This is a genomic window from Streptomyces sp. NPDC104106, assembly GCF_055584345.1.
Genome location: NZ_JBVJMF010000018.1, coordinates 91,313 through 111,229, shown reverse-complemented (window position 1 = coordinate 111,229; position 19,917 = coordinate 91,313). Strand labels below are relative to the sequence as shown.

14 protein-coding genes are annotated in these 19,917 nt (G+C 70.5%); 6 read left to right on the top strand and 8 right to left on the bottom strand.

Annotation, left to right across the window (positions count from 1 at the left end):
- Nucleotides 1–4: 4 nt before the first annotated feature.
- From ACZ60X_RS33480 to ACZ60X_RS33445, 8 genes are all read right to left on the bottom strand, one after another.
- The gene (locus ACZ60X_RS33480; protein WP_469606622.1) at nt 5–2,464 is read right to left on the bottom strand and encodes a hypothetical protein; all 2,460 of its coding nucleotides are present in this window, start codon (nt 2,462–2,464) and stop codon (nt 5–7) included.
- 123 nt (nt 2,465–2,587) lie between these two features.
- Nucleotides 2,588–2,791: a hypothetical protein gene (locus ACZ60X_RS33475; RefSeq protein ID WP_469606619.1), complete on the bottom strand. Its 204-nt coding sequence runs from the start codon at nt 2,789–2,791 to the stop codon at nt 2,588–2,590.
- Nucleotides 2,788–3,336 (bottom strand): hypothetical protein, encoded by a 549-nt coding sequence (locus ACZ60X_RS33470; protein ID WP_469606617.1) that lies wholly within the window; start codon nt 3,334–3,336, stop codon nt 2,788–2,790. Before ACZ60X_RS33470 ends, ACZ60X_RS33475 begins: the two co-directional genes overlap by 4 nt.
- A 144-nt stretch (nt 3,337–3,480) precedes the next feature.
- Nucleotides 3,481–5,202 carry a DUF2637 domain-containing protein gene (locus ACZ60X_RS33465; RefSeq protein WP_469606614.1) on the bottom strand — a complete coding sequence of 574 codons (1,722 nt, stop codon included), beginning with the start codon at nt 5,200–5,202 and terminating at the stop codon, nt 3,481–3,483.
- A gap of 242 nt (nt 5,203–5,444) precedes the next feature.
- On the bottom strand, nt 5,445–5,804 hold the full coding sequence (locus ACZ60X_RS33460) for a hypothetical protein (protein WP_469606612.1): 360 nt from the start codon (nt 5,802–5,804) through the stop codon (nt 5,445–5,447).
- Nucleotides 5,805–5,913: 109 nt separating this feature from the next.
- Nucleotides 5,914–6,225: a WhiB family transcriptional regulator gene (locus ACZ60X_RS33455; protein ID WP_469606610.1), complete on the bottom strand. Its 312-nt coding sequence runs from the start codon at nt 6,223–6,225 to the stop codon at nt 5,914–5,916.
- A 272-nt stretch (nt 6,226–6,497) separates the two neighbouring features.
- The gene (locus ACZ60X_RS33450) at nt 6,498–6,662 is read right to left on the bottom strand and encodes a hypothetical protein (RefSeq protein WP_469606608.1); all 165 of its coding nucleotides are present in this window, start codon (nt 6,660–6,662) and stop codon (nt 6,498–6,500) included.
- A 171-nt stretch (nt 6,663–6,833) separates the two neighbouring features.
- Nucleotides 6,834–7,439, bottom strand: a complete 606-nt coding sequence (locus ACZ60X_RS33445) for a hypothetical protein (RefSeq protein WP_469606605.1) — start codon at nt 7,437–7,439, stop codon at nt 6,834–6,836.
- A gap of 465 nt (nt 7,440–7,904) precedes the next feature.
- Between ACZ60X_RS33445 and ACZ60X_RS33440 the strand changes: the two genes are divergently transcribed.
- From ACZ60X_RS33440 to cas3, 6 genes are all read left to right on the top strand, one after another.
- A complete protein-coding gene (locus tag ACZ60X_RS33440; RefSeq protein ID WP_469606603.1) occupies nt 7,905–8,252 on the top strand; it encodes a GntR family transcriptional regulator in 348 nt (115 codons plus the stop codon).
- 226 nt (nt 8,253–8,478) lie between these two features.
- A complete protein-coding gene (locus ACZ60X_RS33435) occupies nt 8,479–9,639 on the top strand; it encodes a helix-turn-helix domain-containing protein (protein ID WP_469606599.1) in 1,161 nt (386 codons plus the stop codon).
- Between the two features lie 4 nt (nt 9,640–9,643).
- Nucleotides 9,644–10,225, top strand: coding sequence for a cysteine hydrolase family protein (locus tag ACZ60X_RS33430; RefSeq protein WP_469606596.1), 582 nt, complete (start codon nt 9,644–9,646; stop codon nt 10,223–10,225).
- Nucleotides 10,222–11,133 carry an FAD-dependent oxidoreductase gene (locus ACZ60X_RS33425; RefSeq protein WP_469606593.1) on the top strand — a complete coding sequence of 304 codons (912 nt, stop codon included), beginning with the start codon at nt 10,222–10,224 and terminating at the stop codon, nt 11,131–11,133. Before ACZ60X_RS33430 ends, ACZ60X_RS33425 begins: the two co-directional genes overlap by 4 nt.
- Nucleotides 11,134–11,904: 771 nt before the next feature.
- The gene (locus tag ACZ60X_RS33420) at nt 11,905–14,544 is read left to right on the top strand and encodes a hypothetical protein (protein WP_469606590.1); all 2,640 of its coding nucleotides are present in this window, start codon (nt 11,905–11,907) and stop codon (nt 14,542–14,544) included.
- Nucleotides 14,545–16,836: 2,292 nt separating this feature from the next.
- Nucleotides 16,837–19,773 carry a CRISPR-associated helicase Cas3' gene (gene cas3 / locus ACZ60X_RS33415; RefSeq protein WP_469606588.1) on the top strand — a complete coding sequence of 979 codons (2,937 nt, stop codon included), beginning with the start codon at nt 16,837–16,839 and terminating at the stop codon, nt 19,771–19,773.
- Nucleotides 19,774–19,917 lie beyond the last annotated feature (144 nt).

Below are 19,917 nucleotides of genomic sequence, written 5' to 3'. Positions count from 1 at the left end.
CCTCTCAGTTCTCGTTGTGGATGCGGGCGGCGGGCACGACCAGGCCCGCGTCCTCGGTGGCCTGCTGCAGGGGCCGGTAGGCGTCGAACATCGCGTTCTCCGTCGTCTCGGAGAGCTCTGCCGCCACCAGGGACTTGGTGGACATCTCGTCGGCCTTGCGGGCCAGCAGCTCCATGGACTCCGCGAGCTTGGCCATCGCGGTGCCGGTCTTGCGGCCGATGACGTTGTGCGTGGAGCGCAGGTCGGCGGCGAGGTCGTCCAGCTGGTGCCGGATCTGCCGCGCCTTCGCGGAGAGCTTGCGGCAGGTCTCGTGCGCCTTGAACGACTGCTCGGTGAGTTCCTCCAGGACGTCGAGCGTGTCGTCGAGGGTGACCTCGGTCTGGTGCTGGGCATCCATGTCCGCGACGCTGCCGCTGCCCCACTTCGTCAGCCAGGCGTCACTCACGCTGTTCTCCTTCGTGCTCGGGGTGCCGGCGGGCAGACCCCCGCCGGACCCGGGGGAGTCGGCCCGCTCGACCGTGATGGGACCAGCCGGAGCGGACACCGCCGTTGCCATGCCCATCGCCTCGAACGGCGACAGGCGCGGCGTGCCGGTGCCGGGGCCGGGCACCGTGCCGCCGCCCGGCGGGGCCGGGGCGGTGGCGGGTCCGGCGGCTGCAGCGGCCGGTGCCGGTGCAGCTGCCGGAGGGCCGGGAGGGCCCGATGGCGGGGCTGGTGTGGTCGTGCCGGTCGTCGGTGCCGGGCGGGGCCCGGGAACCGGGACGGTGGTGGTGCGCATCCGGGCGCGCTTGCGGGCCCGCGCCTTGGCCGTGGACCAGGGCGTGCGGCGGGCCGGCGCCTTCGCGGCCGGACCGGCGGGCTTGGTGGGCTTGGTCTTCGGGCCTGTCTTCTTCTTCGGCTTCTTGACCTTGACCTTCGTCATCACCGGGGAGATCCGCTTGCGGCGGCGCTTGAGGCGCTTCTCCGCCGTCTCGTGGATCGCCTCGCCCAGCGTCGTACGGCCGCGGGCCGCCGACTTCATGGCGCCGATGACCTTCCGGTTGTACTCGCGCTTGAAGCGACGGCACTTGCCGCAGCGGCAGCCGTACTTGTCCATCGCCGCGAACGTGCCGTGCGCGATGCCCGGCGTGAGCTTGATCTTCTTGCCCTTGCGGGACTTGCCGCCCGGCGCCTTGGGCAGCGTCCCGACCGGGCCCGTGCCGCCGCGCTTGCCGGACTTCGCCTTGCTCTTCGTGCCGCCTTTACCGGTCGGCGCCGGGCCGGAGGAACCGGGGCCGGTCTTGCCCGGGCCCTTCGACTTCGTCTTCGGGCCGGTGCCGGAGGTGGTGCTGCCGGGCTTCTTGCTCAGGATCCCGGACGGACCGGTTGTGCCGCGTGGCGACTTCTTCGTGCCGCTCTTGGGGCCGGTCCCCGTGCCCTTGCCGGTCCCCGTCCCGGAGCCCGGTCCGCGCTTCTTGCCCGGACCGCCAGCCCCGGACCCGGTACTGCCGGGCCCGCGCCTGCGGTTCGTGGTGGAACCGCCGCCGGAAGAGCCGGACCCTCCGCTGCCGGGGCCACGATTCTTCCTGCCGCCGCCGCTGTTGTTCGGGCCCTTGCCACCCCCGGAGCCTCCCGAGCCTCCCGAGCCGCCGGACGATCCGGGGCCGCGGTTCTTCTTGAGGTTCACGCCGCCGCCCTGCGAGGTACGCCTGAGCGGGGTGACCCCGGAGCTGTTCTTGTTCGGCGAGGTGGTGCGGCCGCCACCGCCCGAGCCGGAGCCCGGGCCGCGTCCGCGCCCGCCGCCGCCGGAACCGCTGGACGACCTGGTCGTCGACCCGCCGCGCCCCCGGCCTCCCGAACCGCTGTACGGCCCGCTGCCGCCCCGCCCGGACCTGCCCGGCCCCCAGCCGCCAGAGCGACCTCCCAGACCGCCAGGACCGCGCTGGAGCATCTTGCGGCCCCACTCGTGGCTGGGCTGCACCTGCTTCTTCGAACCGCCCCCCAAGGCGCCGTCCTTGGCCGTGCTCGCGGTCTTCGCGACCGCTTCGCGCTGCTCCCGGTTCGCCCGGCCCCCCGCGACGGCGGAGTGGATGCCACGCAGGGCCGCCAGGGACACCGCGAGGATCGCCGCCAGGGACAGCGATCCCAAGCGCGGCGCGGCGGGCTGCGCAGCCTCCGAACGGAAGGTCGCCGGGACCATCGTGCCCGCCGTCGCGGGCGCCGCGGCGCGGGCTGCGGCGGGCTCCGAGTCGGCGGCGAACGGGGCCCCGAGACCGGGCTCGGGCAGGGCCGCGATGACACCCATCGGGTCGGTTCGCGTCGCGGGTGCAAACGCTTCGGGCGTGGCCGGGGAGGCGTCTGCGGGGGCGGCGAACGGCACATCCACGGGGGCCGAAGGAGGGGGTTCCGCAGGGGGGTCGGTCGGGGCGGTGTAACCCACGCGGGGGAAGTGGATCAAGTTGTTCGGGCCGTCGTCGTCGGCCATGACGTCTCCCTATCGGAGTTGACAGACGGTCACCGCCTGGGGCACTCTCGCGCGCGCACGACACGCGCGCGCCTTGGGGCGCTCCGGACGGCGAGGAGAAGGCGGTGATGAAGAAGAACTTCGTCACCCTCCGTGGTGCTTGTAGAAGTCGTGCAGCGCCTTGGTGAGCGCGGGCCACAGACTCGGCTTGCCGTCGCGTTCGGCCTGGCGGGCCAGGGTCCGGCACGCGTCGTACCAGACCCCGGCCCGCTCCTGGTCGCTCTGAGCCTCCGCGACCCGCGCGTTCCAGAACCTCGAGCGGTTTTGCACCTGCCGAGGCGTCGTCACTTCCCTTCTCCCTTCGCGAAGTAGTCGTTGATCGTGCTGGTCGGCCGCTCACCGCCGGCCGCCATCGGCCACTGGTTCCAGGGGTTGTCCGGGGTCACGAACTCCGCCGGCCTCGCCTGCGGAACCACGCCCGGGGCCTGCTCGGTGGGGGTGTTGAGCGCGGTCACCGTCTTGTCCAGGGACTTGGCGACGGCGGCGCCCAGGGCGGCCTGCCTGCCCTGCTTGCGCTCCAGCTTCCGGGCCTCCGCCACGGCCCTGCGCTGGGGGAGCTCCAGGACCTCGCTCTTGTAGGTCGCGTACAGGGCCTCCGCCTTGCTCGCGGCCTCGCCGGACGCCTTCTGCATGGCCTTGAGCTGCCGCGACACCTTCCAGGCGCGGAACTTCTTGGACATCCAGCGGTCGCCCTCGATCGGCGTCTGCTCCAGACGCCGACGCACGATGTCCGCGATCTGCCCGTACTGCTGGGCGTCACGAACATGCTGGTCGCGGACGGTGGCAGTGAAGGCCCGCAGGCCCTCATCCGTGAACAGGGCGTTGATATCCATGAGCTGCGGTTTCTCCATCTCCGGGCGGGGGCGGGGGTGATCTGGGAGGCTTTGTCGTGGCGTTTCGGCGCCTTCACCGCGCTCCCGAGGCGCTGACTTCGTCTAGGGGGCCGGTGGAACCGTCGAAAGGCTCGTTTGTGCAGTTCACTGCTGGGGTCGGTAGCCGTCGGCAATGAGCGCGACAGCCTCCTGGCGGTACTTGGAGGCGGTGTCGGTGGACGACACCTCGAACTCGCGCTGCACATCGGCGATCGTGACGACCCGGCACAGCTCGCGGTGGATCCCGTCGGCGTCCAGGCCGACGAACACCGCGCCGGCCGCGAACGCCATGCGCGCGACCTTGCGGACCGCCCGCTCGCGCGGCGTCAGCTTCGCGGCGTCCTCGATTTCGACCGCGCGCCGCTCGACTTCGGCAGCGGCGAGCCGCCTTTCGGCAGCGGCGTACTCGGTTTCGGCCTCACGCTTGCGAGCCGCCTGCGTGTTCGCGTCGGCGGTCGCCTTACGCTCGTTCTCCTCCGCCGTGAGCCGGTCGGCTTCGGCGGCGCGGCGGCGGGTTTCGGCAGCGGCCCGCTCCGCTTCGGCGGCGACCCGATCGGCTTCGGCAGCGCGCTGCCGGGCCTCCGCGATCTCGGCCGTCTCGATGGCCTGAGCCTCCGCCGCGGCGACCCGGTCAGCCTCCGCCGCGAGCCTCCGCTTCTCCGCGGCCTGACGCTCCAGCTCCGCCGCGCGGACGTCCGCGGCGGCCTTGGCCTCGCGCTCCTGGGCCTCTTTGCGCTCCGCCTCCGCCTCGCGGGCACGGGCTTCGGCGATGACGGCCGTCTCCAGCGCGGCCTCCTCCAGCTCAGCGGCCCGTTCAGCGGCGCTGACCTGGGCTCGGGCGTGTGCGCGGGCCTGGCCGGTCTCGCCCTCCACCCGGGCGCGGACGGCCTCGAGCTGACCCTCCGCCTCCAGCCGGGCGGCTTCCGCCTTCTTGCGCGCGAGTTCCCGGCGCGTCTCCGCGTCCAGGCGCCGGCGCTCCGCCTCCTCCGCTCGGGCCTCAGCAGCACGTTCCTGCTGCTCAGGCATCGCGAGGGCCTGCGCGACGGTGTAGCCGTGAGCGGCCATCTTCATCGGCAGCAGTTCGTCCTCGGTGGCCTTACCGAGGTCGCCGTCGTACTTACGCTTGAGCCACTGCTCGTAGCCGATGAGCTCCTGCTGGCGCCGGATCATCTCCGGGTACGAGGTGACGTTGTGCAGCCGCATCCGGCGGTAGAACCGCGGGGTTGCGATGGGGGAGAGGATCCAGCGGTGCAGCGGGATCCGGTCGGTGACCGTTCCCTCCTCCAGCCTGGCCTTTTGGATGATCAGACGGCGGGCGGCCTCGACGCCGATCACGAACAGGATCGGCATGACGCCGTGGCTGGCGGCCTGCACCGGGTCGGTGCCGATGTGGCCCTGTGAGCTGGCGTTGAACCAGATCGTCGCGCCCGTCATGGCGTGCGCGGCCATCCGCAGGAGCGGCCACGGGGTGCCCTTGCGGATCAGGTACAGGTCCAGGGCGAGGAACGCGATGATGCTGGCGTCGACGCCGACCGGGAACCAGGGGGCCAGTTCCTTACTGAACCCCCAGTTCAGGGCGACCTTGGCCAGGGTGCTGTAGGACATCGCGAAGCCGATGACACCGACCAGCGTGCCGCCGAATCCGGCGACGAGGGACAGGGCGGTCATCAGCCGGTCGTGGGTGGGCTTGATCGTCATCCGCTTGTCCGGACTCGAAACGCCCCGGGGCGTACCCGAAACCTTCTCGGGTGCGCCCGAAGCGTGGCCCGGCGGGTGCGAAGCGGGGGTGTCGGGAGCCGCGCTCTGCGGCATGTCGGTGATCGTCATGGGGGCCTCCGGAAGGGGTCGTTCAGGGCGGGGTCGAAACGGCGCCCGGTGCTCCCGAAACGCGAGGGGTGCGTTCCCGAAACGGCGGCCGGTGCGGACGGTTGATCACGAAACTGGCACCGGCACTACCCGCTCCGGGCACATGGAAAGGCAGGCCTCCCGAGGGGCGGGCAGCCGGTGCGGGGGGACCGCTGCCGGGCGGGCCCGAAACTGCCTGCCGCTCCCGCCAGCCGGGAACGAAATCAGCTCTCGGGGAACCGCGCGCCGTGCCGGCGGAGGTCGGCGATGGTGATGCCGAAGTGGCGGCACCGGTCGATCAGCGGCTGGAGCGCGCTGCCGCCGGCGAGCGCCTCAGGCGAGCCGACGCCGTACCGCTCCTGCGTGGCGAGCAGCTCGTTGAGCACGGTCGCGGTGCGGGCGGCGTGCTGCTCGAAGCGGCCCTCGCCCACCCACTCCTCCGCAATGACGTGGAGGGCGGTGCGCCAGCTGCCGCTGTAATCCTCCGGCCCGATCGGCGAGATGCCGCTGCCGAAGATCGCGAAAGCGGCGGCCTGGGCGGCGGCTTCCGTGCCGGGCTGGAGCGGAGTCATCGTCGTGGCCATGTGGCCTCCCTCGACTGTGGTCCGGGCTGTCCAGCTCCCCTTCACCGCCCGTCCCGGCCGCCGTGGTGCAGCGGTCGGTGCGAGCGGATCAGGCAGCCGCCAGAACGGATCAGGCAGCCTTGGTGCGGTTGCGGGCGGCGCGGCGCTTGATGCGGCGCCGGTCGTCCTCGCTCATCCCGCCCCAGACGCCGTGGGCCTCGCCCATCCCCAGCGCCCAGGAGGCACAGCGCTCCAGCACCAGACAGGTGCGGCACACCGACTTGGCCTCCTCGATCTGCAAGAGCGCCGGACCGGTGTTGCCGATGGGGAAGAACAGCTCGGGGTCCTCCCGCGTGCAGGCGCCGTCCTCACGCCAGTTGGTGTTGACCGGCAGGTCAGCGGAGGGGGCGTAGGCGGCGCGTACGATGGAAGAGGGATTCATAAGGGCCTCCCAGAAGGTCCGTTGCGTACGAGACAGCCCCAGAGGTGCGAGAGCCCTGGGGCTGTTGGCGTGTTAGCGGTGCGGCCGGAGCGGGGTGCCATCCCGACGCTCTCCACCGGCCCCGGCCGGGAAGGCACGGGGACGACGGGCAGGGCCAGGGGCGGCGCTGCTTGGGCGTGCGGGCGGTCAGCGGCGGTTGTTCTCCGACCGGCGGTTCTGCTCCGCGTTCTTCCGCGACAGTTCCTCGCGTTCGGCGTCGGTGAGGCTGGTGATCACGCCGCCACCTCCCAGACGGTCGCCGCCGGCGCGGTGTTGAGAACGAGTACCAGGGCGACGTCGACGCGGGCGGCGTCCTCGGGCTCGTAGCCCTTGGCGTCGTCTTCGCGCTCGATCTCGTCGATGATCCCGGCCTGCGGCTGCGCCGCGGTGCGTGTCATGCTGTGCTGCATCAGGTCCTCCGAGTCAGGTCCTGGACAGCCCGTCGGGCCGCAATCCCAAGGGCTGTCGCGATCACTCCCCACTTGGGGAGCTGACTGCTTGTACGAGCAGCCACGGCCCCGGCCCCCCTCTGCGGGGTGGCCGGGACCGTGGTCGTTCGTCCGAGCGGGTCAGCTCGCGCGGCGCTCGGGGTGCAGCGTCTTGAGCGGCACCGGCGGCGCCCCCAGCGGCGCGTCACCGGCGGGCAGCTGCGCGCGGCGGGTGTCGGCGTCGCGGACCGCCGACTCGGTCGACGCCCACTGCATCTCGCGCAGCAGCCACAGGGGGCGGCCATCGCCGGGCTCGTCATCCGTCGGCATCTGCTTCTGCGCGGCGATCTGGCTGACGGCCGGGGCGGGCTGCACCTTCGGCTTGCGCCGCACGGTGGTCCGGCGGCGGCCGATGGTCTCCGCAACGCCGTGCTCCAGGCGCTCCTGCCACTTTTCGAACGCGACGTCGACGGTGACCAGGCGGTTGCTTCCCTGGCAGCGGACGGCCGCGTCCTTCCCCGCACGTCCGGTGTCGTGTGGGACCAGCTTGTGCTTCTTGGCCTGGATGCCGGTGATCGGCACCCACGTCTTGCAGTCGGGGCAGATCAGCGAGGCGCAGGCCGGGCGCAGGTCGTACTGGTGGGGCTTGAGTGTGGAGACGACGAGCGGCGGGCGGCCGTTGATGTTCCGGGAACGGGTCCGGCTCCTGCGGGAGCGGGCGGTGTGCTCAAGGGTCGAAGCAGACATCTGGACTCCTCACGAACGGGGTGGCGGGGGCGCGTCGCGATGCTCTCTCCGCCCTCCGGGCCGCACGGCAAGCCGGGCGTCCCGCAGGACAGACAGCGCACAGCGCTGCGACGTGCACACAGTCGTCGTGCGGTCAGGCCCGGGGGAGTTTGATGGAGCTCTCGACCCCGGCCACCCCGAAGGGCGGACGACTTCCTGCGGTGGTGCTGGTAGGGGACCGACGTTCCGGCTCCCTCATCCGGCGCCGCCCGCTGGGGCAGTTCCGGGTGGGGGAACCGGGTCCGAAGACCCGGCGGGGTGTTGGTCTCGGCGTGATCCCGACCAGTGGTAGGTGGGGGCTTTGCCGGCCAGCCAACCTCATTGGCATACATAACTTAGCTGATACAGTACGGGGAGTGTCAAGCGGTTCATTGGTGAAGCTATGAAAGCTAGCTATGTCGAGAGGGTCGCCCTACGATGTCGCTCATGAGCAACGAGGCAGTTCAGCCGTACCAGCGCATCGTTCAGGACGTGCGCGACCAGATCCGGCTCGGCCGCCTGAAAGCCAATGACAAGCTGCCTAGCACCCGCGAACTGGCTGATCAGTACGGGGTTGCAGCCGGCACGGTGCAGCGGGCTATCACGGAACTCAGGGCGGACGGCATCGTCTACTCCCATCAGGGCCGCGGGAGTTTCATCCGCGAGTCGGCTACCGATGCCGTCGCCGACCCGATGGCCAAGGCTGTGAAGCGGCTGGAGCAGCAGGTACTTGACCTGACGGAGCGCCTGGAACGGCTCGAGCGCGGTGAGCACACTGCCGATTCGGGGCGTTGATGAACCGGTCCGTCGCTTCCAAGCCACGCCACACGGCGCCGTTCGGCCGTGCAATCGTGCAGCGTTCACCATCGTCTTCTCCGGCAGAGTTCGCGGGGTTAGCCCAACGTCAAACAGCTTCCCGGCCAGGCACGTTAAGCGAGATGTCCCGGCGTAGCAGTGGTGTGGAATCAGCGTGGCAGTACGGCTCTTCGTGCCTGGCACATGACCACTGAGGGGGTGTGTAGTGATCGCCGTGGAGCAGTGGACAGGTGAGGAAGCGCTGCTGTTGCGTTCGGTGATGCGTGCATCGGTACGCGAGTTCGCCGATCGCCTCGGCATCAGCCCGCGGACGGTCTCGCAGTGGCGAGAGAACCCAGTAAGGGTGTGCCGTCCCGGGATGGCGCAGATTCTGGACACGGCGCTCAGCCGTTGCACTCCGGAGGAGCAAGAGGCCTTCCGGGTGCGGCTGGCAGCGATTCGTGGGGAACCAGTTCCTACCGTCGATGCAGCCGCACGCCCGGGACCGTGCCTGGTGATCTCGCACAAGTTTCTGCCGGTGTACCTGGGGGACCGAATCGGCCCGTTGTACTCGGCTGGCACCGCCCGGCCGCTAGGACCTGGCCGCTTGGAGAAGCGCTCTCTTCCTGGCGGACACCGCACAGCACAGGCATCGACCGTTCACGTGTATGCGTGCGGCGTCGCGGTGGTCCACCTGGAAGAGCATCGGCAGGTGGCCTCACTGACCGAGCTCGCGGTGTGGCGCTACCGGACTTACCTGAAGGACCCGGCGTGGGCGGGGCAGTACATGACCCACCTCTTGAGGCAGCATTCAGCCGATGGTGCCGAGCCAGCGCCCGCTCCGCAGTACGTGCTGTCCGCGTACGAGTTGCGTGACCACTCCTGGACGGGAAGCGGCCTCGAGACGGCGCTGCAGCTGTTGACCACTCCCTCGGTGCTCGTCAACCGACAGGACCCGGAGAACGTGGTACCACTCGGATCCGGGGTGGAGGAGGCCAAGTTCCGCGACGGCTGGGCGCATCCCGAAACGCTGGCGTTCGGCGGCGGTGTCTCGCGGGGCGTCGCTGGCTGGTCGGGGGTGGCTTATCACCCCCAGCCGGACGAGCGTGCCCTGACTATGAGCCAGATCATCGCCCTGGAGTTGGACGCACAGGCGCTGTGGGCAGTGTCGTCGCATATCTTGCACATGATCGAGGACGGGCAAGATCCGGTGATGCCAGCCGATTATGGCTGGCGCTTCCTGCGCAGTGCGTACGTCCGCCTCACCACCGCACGCCCAACCGAGACCGCGCAACATCGAGTGATGCGCGAAGCCATTCTCGCGACCAGCGAGCTTCCTGATCGGCTGCGCGCCGCCCAGGATGCCCTTCGAGACAGCAATCCGTGACGGCATGTGGAAGGCGGACTGGGTGGATCCCCGATCGACAGCTCTGCTTGTCATCGACGTGCAGCAGGGTTTCGTCAACCAGCACAGCCGCGGCGTGCTCCCCACGATCGTGCGCCTCGTTGAGGGCTGGCGTGCCGCTGGCGCTCCCGTAGTGCTGACCCGATTCCACAACGAGCCTGGCTCGCCGTACGAGGCGATCACCGGCTGGACGAAGCTCCGCACGGCTGAGGAGCAAACTCTCGTTGCCGAACTGGCTCGGTACGCGGACGAGGCAGCCGCGGTCATCGACAAGGCTCAGGCCTCCGTCTTCACGCCGGAAGGCGCACGGATCATCCGTGAAGCGGGCTGGAACGACCTGGTGCTGTGCGGGATCGACACAGATGCCTGCGTCTACGACTCCGCTATGGCCGCGTACCAGGGTGGTTACCGCCCCTGGATCGTCACTGACGCGTGCGCCTCGACAGGCGGAGCCCGGTACCACGAGGCAGCGCTGCTGCTCGCTGCCCGGAACATCGGCGCCAGCCAGCTCGTCACCAGCGACACCGTGCTGAGCAGGATCAGCGGGACCCAGGAGGTGCAAGCATGAGATCACCGACCTACGAAGCAGACCTGCTGGTGGTCGGTGCCGGGCCGGCTGGAGTGGCGGCCGCCGTGATGGCGGCCAGTCTCCACCTACAGACCGTGGTAGTGGAGGCAGGCCGGGTCGGCGGCAAGCTGCACACCATCGGCGCGCTGGGAAACGTGGCAGGGAACTGGTCGACTGGCCCGCAATTGGCACATGCTTTGAATCTGGACCTGGAACGTCTCCAGAAGGCGGGCCGGTGCACCGTGATGCAGGGCCGCGCCGTAGCGGTACGCAGCAACGATGACCAAGCCGTACTTGCCCTTGACGATGGGCAAGTACTCACGGCACGGGCAATCGTGGTCGCCACGGGCGTGGCCGCGCTGACAGCATCCGACGTCGACTGGGTAAGGGCGCCTGTCCAGGCCTCAGCACCGCCGCTATGGCGCGCTACCCCAGAAGCCCTCGACGACCAGTCATACGTGATCGGTGGTGACCGACCACTGGGAACTTGGCTGCGCGCCCACCCCACCGCCTCGGCGACGCTGCACGTCCTCTACCCGCCCGAGGACGACTACAAGGTCGCCGAAGTCGCGGGAGACGACCGCGTCCGGCTGGTGCCCGTCTCCCATGTCTCCCTGACTCAGCGAACGCACGGCGAAGGTTGGATGGTGAAGGTCCTGAACCGACACGGAGAGCTCAAGTCCTACGAAACCCCGACGGTGTTGAGCAACCTCGGCAATAAACCGGCTGCCTTGACGGGGCTCGCTACCGGCGAGGACGGCTACTGCCCCACCCAGTTGCAGGACCCGCGAATCCGCGTGGCAGGAGACCTGCGGTCAGCACGGTACCAACGCATTGCGACTGCCCAGGGCTCCGGCGCTGAAGCCGTCCTCTCCTGCTACTACGCCAGCGCACTCCAGCAGGCCTGACGAAGAGTCAGCATGATGGCAGCAGCGGCGACACGTGAGGCCCCTGGGGCACGTATCGGACAGGTGGGGGAGTATCGTGTCACCGAGTTTGATCAATAGAAAAATGGCCCCCACGACCTTCAGCAAGTCGAGGGGGCGGGCGACGGACCTTGTAGTGGGGGTCCGCAGCCTGCCGACCACCCTTTCCTTTTCAGCGAGTCCAAGGTGATCGACATGACACAGAGTACCCGTGCCCTGCCCCTGACACACAGCACCCCGCCGTGGTGCCAGCAGCGCGTGATCGCAGGCTGGCCCTTCGGCGGGGTGTTCGTGCTGTATGCGACTGCCCACCCCTCTGTGGACGAGGGGGCAGTTATGACGTAGGTCATCAGAGGGCGGCGCTTGCAGCGCAAGGCTTCCAGCCGCCCCAGGGACGCCCGGCCACCCAGGTGATTAGCGGTCACCTCGGCTGATGGCGTCCCATCTGCCACCGGGAGGGCTTAGCAGGCCCACCCGAAGGATCTGCCCAGTCGGTTAGCGGCCGACCGCGCAGTTCGAGCTCGGTTCTCGGCGAACCAACGAAGCGCCAGAAGGCCCTTCGTCATGCCCTCTCTCGCCCACTGAGGAAGGCAAGACCATATTGCAGCATCGTGCTGCCCTTTGTCAGCCCATCAATGCCCGATTGGCGTATTTTGCGGCGTCTATCCGGTCACAGTTCCCCGTTCAACCAGCCATTTCGCCATGCGAGCGGCGTTCCGAGGCGCCGCATGCGCGTGTTGTCGGGGTGCCCGCGTGAGCGCCGTGGCGGCGCCGACCGTCGTGATGGTGCCCGGTCCGCGTCCGTTGCTCGACGACGCGGGCGCGGTCGACATGCCTCTCAGGCAGCGGGGTCCCCTGCGGTCAGTGCCGGCCTTCGGGCAGCCGGGTGACGGCGGCCTGGACGACCCGCTGCGCCTCGGTCGCGCGATGCGGCTGCGGCTGCGCGCTGCGGTCCAGGCGCTGCTGTCGGACCCGTCAATCGCCGGGCTGAAAGATGCGCCGAAGCTGGCGGCGGTGGTGCTGTACGCGAAGTCGCGGGCGCCGCAGGGCGAGAAGAACGACCTCCAGACCTCCATCTGGGGCTCGGAGCTCGGTCGGTGGATGGGCGTGAAGGAGTCGACCGTTCACCACAAGGTGCTGCCGGCGCTGCGCGGCTCGGGCGCGCTGCGTACGAGGGTGGTGACGGACGCGAAGGGGCACCCGACCGGGCTGGACTGCCTGGTCGTGCCGCTGTGGAGGGCCCACAAGCGCGCTGGGGCTGGACATCCGATGGCGTTGTCGAAGGCGGAGCTGGCGACGCTGCTGCGTCTGATCGAGGCCCTGTTCGGGCCGGGCTGGACACCGAAGGGCAAGGAGTCGATCCCGGCCGGGCTGCTGGCCAGCCGTACAGGCAAGGGGGCTGCGACCGACCGCCTCGGGCTGCTGCTGATGGTGCTGAACACCCGGGCGTCGGGCTGGCTGCAGCTGTGCGGCGGCTCGGTGAAGGCGCGGGAGGGGCGCGGCGCGGCGACGCTGGCCCGGCTGCTGGGCTGCTCGCCGGCCGGGGCGCGGAAGGTGCTGGCCCGGTTGACGGAGGCCGGGGTGGTCGCCCGTGAGCACAAGGCGACGGCGACCCGGATGCGCGGTCGTGGCCGGGTCATGCTGCTGCCGGTGGCCCGCGCGTACGGCCGCACGCTGGCCTCTGCGGAGGCCGTTTCGGGCTTCGGGACGGTGTTTTCGCAGCGTCCTGTTGGTGCAGTCGGAGACCATGGTCTTGCCGGTGCTGCTGGTGCCCTTGGTACCTCTGGGATCGACGGTGCTGAGCAGGCCGGGGAGGCTGGGGATCAGGAGCGTCCCGATGGTGCAGAGCTCCACGCAGACCACGCTTCTGTGGTTACTCCCGTAGTTCCTCCGCAGCTCTCTTGTGGTTTTTCCGGCGAAGGCCGTGGGGCTGAAGGCCGTCGGCCGGAGCGCGCGTGCGTGCGCGAGGACCAGGCCGCCGAAGGCGAGGCCGCCGCTGCTGCGAGCCGGACTCCGGTGGCGGACGACGGCCCGCTTCGCGGGGAAAAGCTGCAAGAGTCCCCGGTCGATGAGCGTGAGGGGCAGCACGCTGCCAGGGCTAAGGCCGGCAGCCGGGCGAAGGCCCTGGGCCGGGACAAAGCTCAGCAGCAGCGAAGGGCGGACCTCCCGGCGGACCTTGGTCTGCGGGTGGCCCTGGGACCGACCTCCGGGCTGTGGGCGCGGCTGTCCGGCTGGCAGCAGCACCAGGTCGAGGCGGCAGCGAAGGCGGAGCTGAAGCGCCTGGCGGGCCTGCTGGAGCATCCGGAGGCCGCGCCGCAGCTGCTGGCCGACCGGCTCACCGATCGCCTGGCGGAGACCGGCGGCGAAGCCCTGGTCACCACGCCGTACGGGTGGCTGATCCGGCGGGGCCTGGTGCAGCGTCAGGCATGCACGGACCGGCGCTGCGACGACGGCATCCGGCTGGACACCGGCGGCGAGTGCGAGAACTGCGGCAACGTGATCCACATCCGCCGCGCCCAGCGCGCGAGGATCGCGGCGGACATCGACCGGGAGCTGCCCGGCCTGCGTGACCGCGAGCGTCGGCGCCTCCTCGAGGAGCGGCTGCGGGAGCAGGCCGCCATCGAGGCGGAGGACCTCGTACGGAGGCGCGAGCAGGCCACCGCCGAGCAGGCCCGCCGCGAGGCCGCCCGCGCAGCCGCCGGGGAGCTGGCTGAGCGCGAGCGTCAGGCAGCCGCAGCCGCCGAAGCGGTCCGCCAGGCCCTGCCGTGCGAGGACTGCGGGCAACAGCGGTCGGCCGGGCTGTGCGAGGCGTGCGGCTACCGGCGCCGGACCGAGGCCCTGATCGTAGAGGCCGGGCTGGTCGCGGCCACCTGGTCGGCCGACCTGACCGACCCAGGCGACGTCGCCGCCGTCACCGCCCAGGTACGAGCGACGCTTGACCGCGACATCGCGGCCGTCCGCGCCGACTACCTGCGCGCCATGGACCCGGCCGACCAGGAGGCCGACCCGGTAGGCACCGCGTCCGTGCTCGCGTACGGCGCCCTCCACACCGTCCAGGAGGCTCTCCCGGAGTACCGGCGCAACGCGCTGGCGATACTGGGCCGGACCGAGGAGGCCGAAGCCGAGGCTCGGCGGGCGTACAAAACCGAGCAGAATCGCCGCTGGTACCAGCACAACCCCAACGGTGCGGACGCCGTCAGCGCGGCGATGAAGGCCGCCGACGCGGCCCGGGAGCGCACGGCCGGCTACCTGCTCGCGGCGCGGCTGGAGCAGCTGCGCCAGCAACTGGCGGCGCGCACCGAGCAGGTTGCGGCCGCGCCGTGGATGGACCGGCTGTCCAAGCTCGCCGCGCGCCCGCTGAACGGCGAGGCGGCCGAGGTCGTGATCGCGTGAGCACCGAGCTGAGCGGGATCGACCTGGCGTTCCCAGGCCCTGGTCGTGGCCTGGGAAGCAGCAGCCCGCGGGTGCAGAGACGTCGCGACGAACAACGTCGGCGCCCGGCCCATCAATGAGCGACCCCCGCGGGCGCGGGGACGACAAGCTCCACGAGGACGGCGCCGGCAGCGTCCAGGGGCAACCCCCGCGGGCGCGGGGACGACACCAGGACTGAGCCCATCTGCTCTCCGTGAGGGAGCAACCCCTGCGGGCGCGGGGACGAGCTTGAGTAAGTCGAGGGGGCGGGCCATCGGACCGAGCAACCCCCGCGGGTGCGGGGACGACGCCCTGGTGGAGACCGGCCGGGCCGCGTTCAAGGAGCAACCCCCGCAGGCGCGGGGACGACCCGGTGAGCCGGTATCGGCGGTCTGCTGCTGCGGAGCAACCCCCGCAGGCGCGGGGAGCAGTCCGCCGACTTCCAGCCCTGCCTTCTCGTCGTGGGACCATCCCCGCGGGTGCGGGGAGCAGACCCCGATGACGATGATCACGAGACCCGTCGGGGGACCATCCCCGCGGGTGCGGGGAGCAGAGCATCTCGTAACCGGGGCCGACCAGCAGCGGGGGACCATCCCCGCGGGCGCGGGGAGCACACTTGCTGACCTGCATCCATACCGCGCCGTCAGCTCGCTTCTCATTACTTTCACCGAATTCGGCATCACGGACAAAGCACCCTTCCGTCTTGCTGAGGTGTAGCCCACGGCCTCTGCGCCAGCGACCGGCTCATGGTGCTCGTCGGTTATTTCGGCTGCGATGCCAGCTCGAGGCGGCTTTGACGATCGCCAACACGCCAGCAGGGTGAACGCCAGCACCGACACTTCCCAGCCGTCGTTCTGCGGAGGTCATTCCGCACACGCAAGCAGAGACGCTGCGCTCGCTGGTGTCGCGGGCGGGGAGAGGTCACCGTGCTCGCCGTGGTTCCAGGTGATGACACCTTTCCCGCCTTGTATAGCCTCCAGGAACGTCCACGCTGACGGAACCCCAGAAGGGCTCAGACTCCCGGAAGTGCCCGCCTGCCGTGTGCCACTGGAGTCCGGGATAGGCGCGGCGTAATGATCGCAGGGCGGCCGAGGCGAGGCCACAGCGCTTGTAGCCCTCGTAGGACGTGGGCGCCTCTACCCAGCCGATCTTGCACACATCACAGACGACGTACTCCACCTCGAAAGCCAGATCCGATCTGAAGTAGGCCGCGCGAATGCGCCAGCCTGTCCGCTCGTAGTACCCGGCGGGCCGGTCGACCCAGGGCCTCGGCGGTGCGGCGTCCAGGTCGTATGCGTAGGACTCGGGGAACACCCATCTGCGGAGCCGGTCCCGCCAGGTTGGCTTGTCAGGCCACTCCCGGACCCAATGAACGTAGTCAGCAAGGTGCGTCACAGCACGAATCGCCGTTTCCCTCTCTGCCACGGATTCTCCTTCCACGTCACCGGAGTTGCCGCTGGTCATACCCACAGCAGGCCGGGCCGCAGCGCCGCCGACCGTATTTCGAGAAGTGACCTCAAGGTGCTGGAACTCCTCGGAGGGACATCCCCGCGAGCGCGGGGACGACCTGGAGGAACACCTGGCGTCCGTGGACTGGCAGGAGCAGCCCCCGCGGGCGCGGGGTCGACCGGACGGTGCGGCCGATGGCGCGTACGGAGGCGGAGCAACCCCCGCGGGCGCGGGGACGACGGTAGCCCCATGCTGCGCATCTGCTGGCCGTCCGAGCAACCCCGCGGGCGCGGGGACGACGGGTCGCACCAGATTTCGCCCGGCTCGGCGAAGGAGCAACCCCTGCGGGCGCGGGGACGACACATTGAGGAGGCCGATCGCGTCGCCGCGGCGGGAGCAACCCCCGCGGGCGCGGGGACGACGGTGGCGCCGCGGTGCTCGCTGAGCCAGTCGAGGAGCAACCCCCGCGGGCGCGGGGACGACGACCCCGACGTTGCAGCAGGGGGTAGTGAGCGCGAGCAACCCCCGCGGGCGCGGGGACGACGTGATCGGGTCGGTGAGGTAGTCCTGACGGGCGGAGCAACCCCCGCGGGCGCGGGGACGACACTTGTTGAGCTGCGGTGACGCTACCAAGAACCGTGCTTTTGATTCACCTGGTTCAGCTTCCTCCAAGTGCTTGGTGTTCCTGCCACATGTTGTGTGACCCGGTCGGGGCGAAGGGGACCGGGCAGGTGGCGGAGTCGCGTCCGACCGGATCCTGCATGGCGGTGCCGTTGTCAGTGGCGGGGTCTATGGTGCCGGCAGTGTGCGGGGATTGGGGGTTTCGTGGACCGTGAGACTTCGGTCGTTGAGCTGATGAAGGCGATGGGGCTGTCGCCGGATGCCGTCGAGCGGGTCTCGCGGCTGTGGGGCAAGTCGGCGGCGCGCAACGGTGGACAGACCCATCTGCTGCTGGGGCATCTGCTGGACACGGCTGCTGTGGCGGGGGTGATGTGGGATCGGTATGTGGCGGCGGGGTTCCGGCGGCGGCTGGACGAAATCAGCGGTGGCCGGGGGCGGCTGTGGTTCATGTGGGTGTGCGGCATCCACGACTGCGGGAAGGCTTGTCCGGCGTTCCAGGCCGTGGATGCTGTCGAGGCGGCGCCGGTTCTGGCGGCGGGGCTGACGTGGGGGCGGTTACCGACGGGCCGGGACAAGCGGTGGCGTCATGATGTGGCCGGCGCCGTGCTGCTGTTGCCGCGGCTGGTCGCGGAGTGGGGTGGCCAGGAGGCCGCTGGGTGGGTGTGGCCGCTGGTCGCCGGGCACCACGGCACGTTCCCGTCGGCGGCTGCGCTCAGGCCGCCGCGAGGGGCCCAGGGGCGGGGCGCCGCTTGGGAGGAGGCCCAGCGGGCGGTCGTGGATGTCTTCACGCGTGCGGTCGGTTTTCAGGATCTGGCGGACGTGCGGCCGGTGGGCTCGCTGCGTAAGGCCGAGCAGCTGGCGCTGTCGGGTCTGATCGTGATGGCGGACTGGATCGCCAGCGATCACAGTCAGTTCCCCGGGCTGGCGGACGCCAATTTGATTTCTTTCGCCGGGGCGCGACGTCGTGCGCAGGCGGCCTGGGAGCGGCTGAGGCTGCGTGGCGGGTGGCGGGAGTTGCCTCTGCCCAAGGATCCGCTGGTGCCGCTGGCTGACCGGTTGGGCGTTGAGCCGCGGGCGTCGCAGCGGGAGCTGGTGGAGCGGGCGTGGTCGATGCCGGCGCCGGGGCTTTTGGTGGCCGAGGCTCCGATGGGGGAGGGGAAGACGAAGGCGGCGCTCGCGGCCGCGGAGGTTTTAGCGGCGAGGTTCGGCCTTGACGGGGTGTTTGTGGCGATGCCGACGCAGGCGACGAGCGACCCGATGTACGAGCAGGTGCTGCAGTGGGTGCGCACCTTCGATGCCGAGCTGGAGTCGCAGGTCGCGTTGCTGCATGGTCGGCGGCGGTTCAACGCCTGGTGGCGGGCGATTTGGCAGGGTAAGCCGCGTCCGGACAGCGACGGCTGCGGATGCGGGGACGAGGAGCGCCTCGGTGTTCCCGGCATGGTCGATGACGACTTCGGCGCAATCGATGAGGACTCTGATTTCGGCATGATGTCCGCTCCGCCTTGGGCGGAGCGGGTCACCGGCCCCGGGGCGGACGGTCCGGCGTACTGGTTTCTGGGTGACAAGCGCGGCCTGCTGACCGCGTTTGCGGTGGGCACGGTCGATCACCTGTTGCATGCGGCGACCCGTACCCGGCACGTCATGCTCCGTTTCGCCGGGTTGGCCGGGAAGGTCGTCGTCGTGGACGAGGTGCATGCGGCCGACGTCTACATGCGGCAGTTCCTCGTTGAGGCGCTGCGCTGGCTGGGCCAGGCGGGCACCCCTGTGGTGCTGTTGTCCGCGACGCTGCCGCCCGCTCAGCGGCAGCTGTTCGTCGACGCCTACCTGTCCGGTGTGCTGGGCACGGCTGACGTGCATCAGAGCGTGCCGGAGCCGGCCGGTTACCCGTGTGTGACGGTTGCTTACGGCGTTGGCGGCCGGGCGGTTGCCGAGACGTCCCGGAAGGCGGTGCCGTCCTGGCGGGAGTCGGTGCCTGTGCGGCTGTCCTGGCTGCCCGACACGGACCCCGCCGGCGCGCGGGTCGCCGCGGCCGTACGTGAGGCTGTCGCCGACGGAGGTATCGCCCTGGTGGTGGTCAACCAGGTCGACCGGGCTCAGGGGATCTACCGCGACCTGCAGGAGGGAGGCTTCGACGGCGTCCTGCACCTGCTGCACGCGCGGTTGTGCGCCGCCCACCGTGCGGATCGCACGGCGCAGTGCCTGCGTCTGATGGGGCCGCAGGTCGGCGGGGACCGGCCGCCGCGCATGGTTGTGGTCGCCACCCAGCTGGCCGAGCAGTCCTTCGACGTGGACGCCGACGTGCTGATCACAGACTTGGCGCCCGCAGACCTTCTCCTGCAGCGCATTGGCCGGCTGCACCGCCACAGCGGTACGTATCGTCCGGCCGCACACCGAGTGCCCCGCGTGCTGGTCACCGGCGTGGCGCCCGGAAACGACGGCAGACCGCGGTTCCTGCGCGCTTCGGAGGGGATCTATGGCGAGTGGTCGTTGCTGCGGTCGGCGGCTCTGGTGTCGGAGGCCGCGGGCCCTCTTGCGGCCGCGGATGCGGGGGAGGCGGCGCCCTCGCCGTGGAGCATTCCCGCCGATGTGCCGACTCTGGTCGCGCGGGCCTACGGAGACAGCGAGACCTGCCCGGCGCACTGGAAGGAGGGCGCCGCGTGGGAGCGGTGGCAGGCGGGGGAACGGGAGCGGGAGAAGACGGCCGAGGAGTTCCTGCTGTGCCGGCGGCGGGAGTGGGCCTTTCCGACCTTGGAGGGGCTGCATTACGCAGGCAGCCTGGCCGCCTCCGAAGATCAGCTCGATGCCGTCGTGCGGGATGGGGATCCGTCCGTCGAAGTGATCATCGTGCGGGGGTCTGGTGGTGGTTACCGGGCTGTCGACGGGACTTGGCTTGGGGTGCATGGTGAGGTGGACGATGACGAGGTGACCGACCGCTTGATCGGCGGCACTGTCCGCCTTCCCCCACGTCTGACGGACGCCGGGCGGGCGGAGCTGAGCCCGCTCGCGGGGTGGGCGGGTCGGCCGTGGCTTCGATACCGCCTTGCGCTCGTGCTGGAGGACGACGGCACACGGCAGCTGGGCGCGGACCGGGTGTCGTACGACGACGTGCTGGGCCTGGTCATCGAGCGAGGAGGGCGGTGAAGGGGCTGTGGAGCCGGGCCGGGGCCGCTTCACCCCGCGCTGCGGGGACAGCTTCTCGTGCCTGTTGAAGTACCAAGCGGGAACACCCCCGTGCCGATCACAACCGTTTCGGGGAGGCTCCGGCTCCACGAGCCGTGCGCAGAG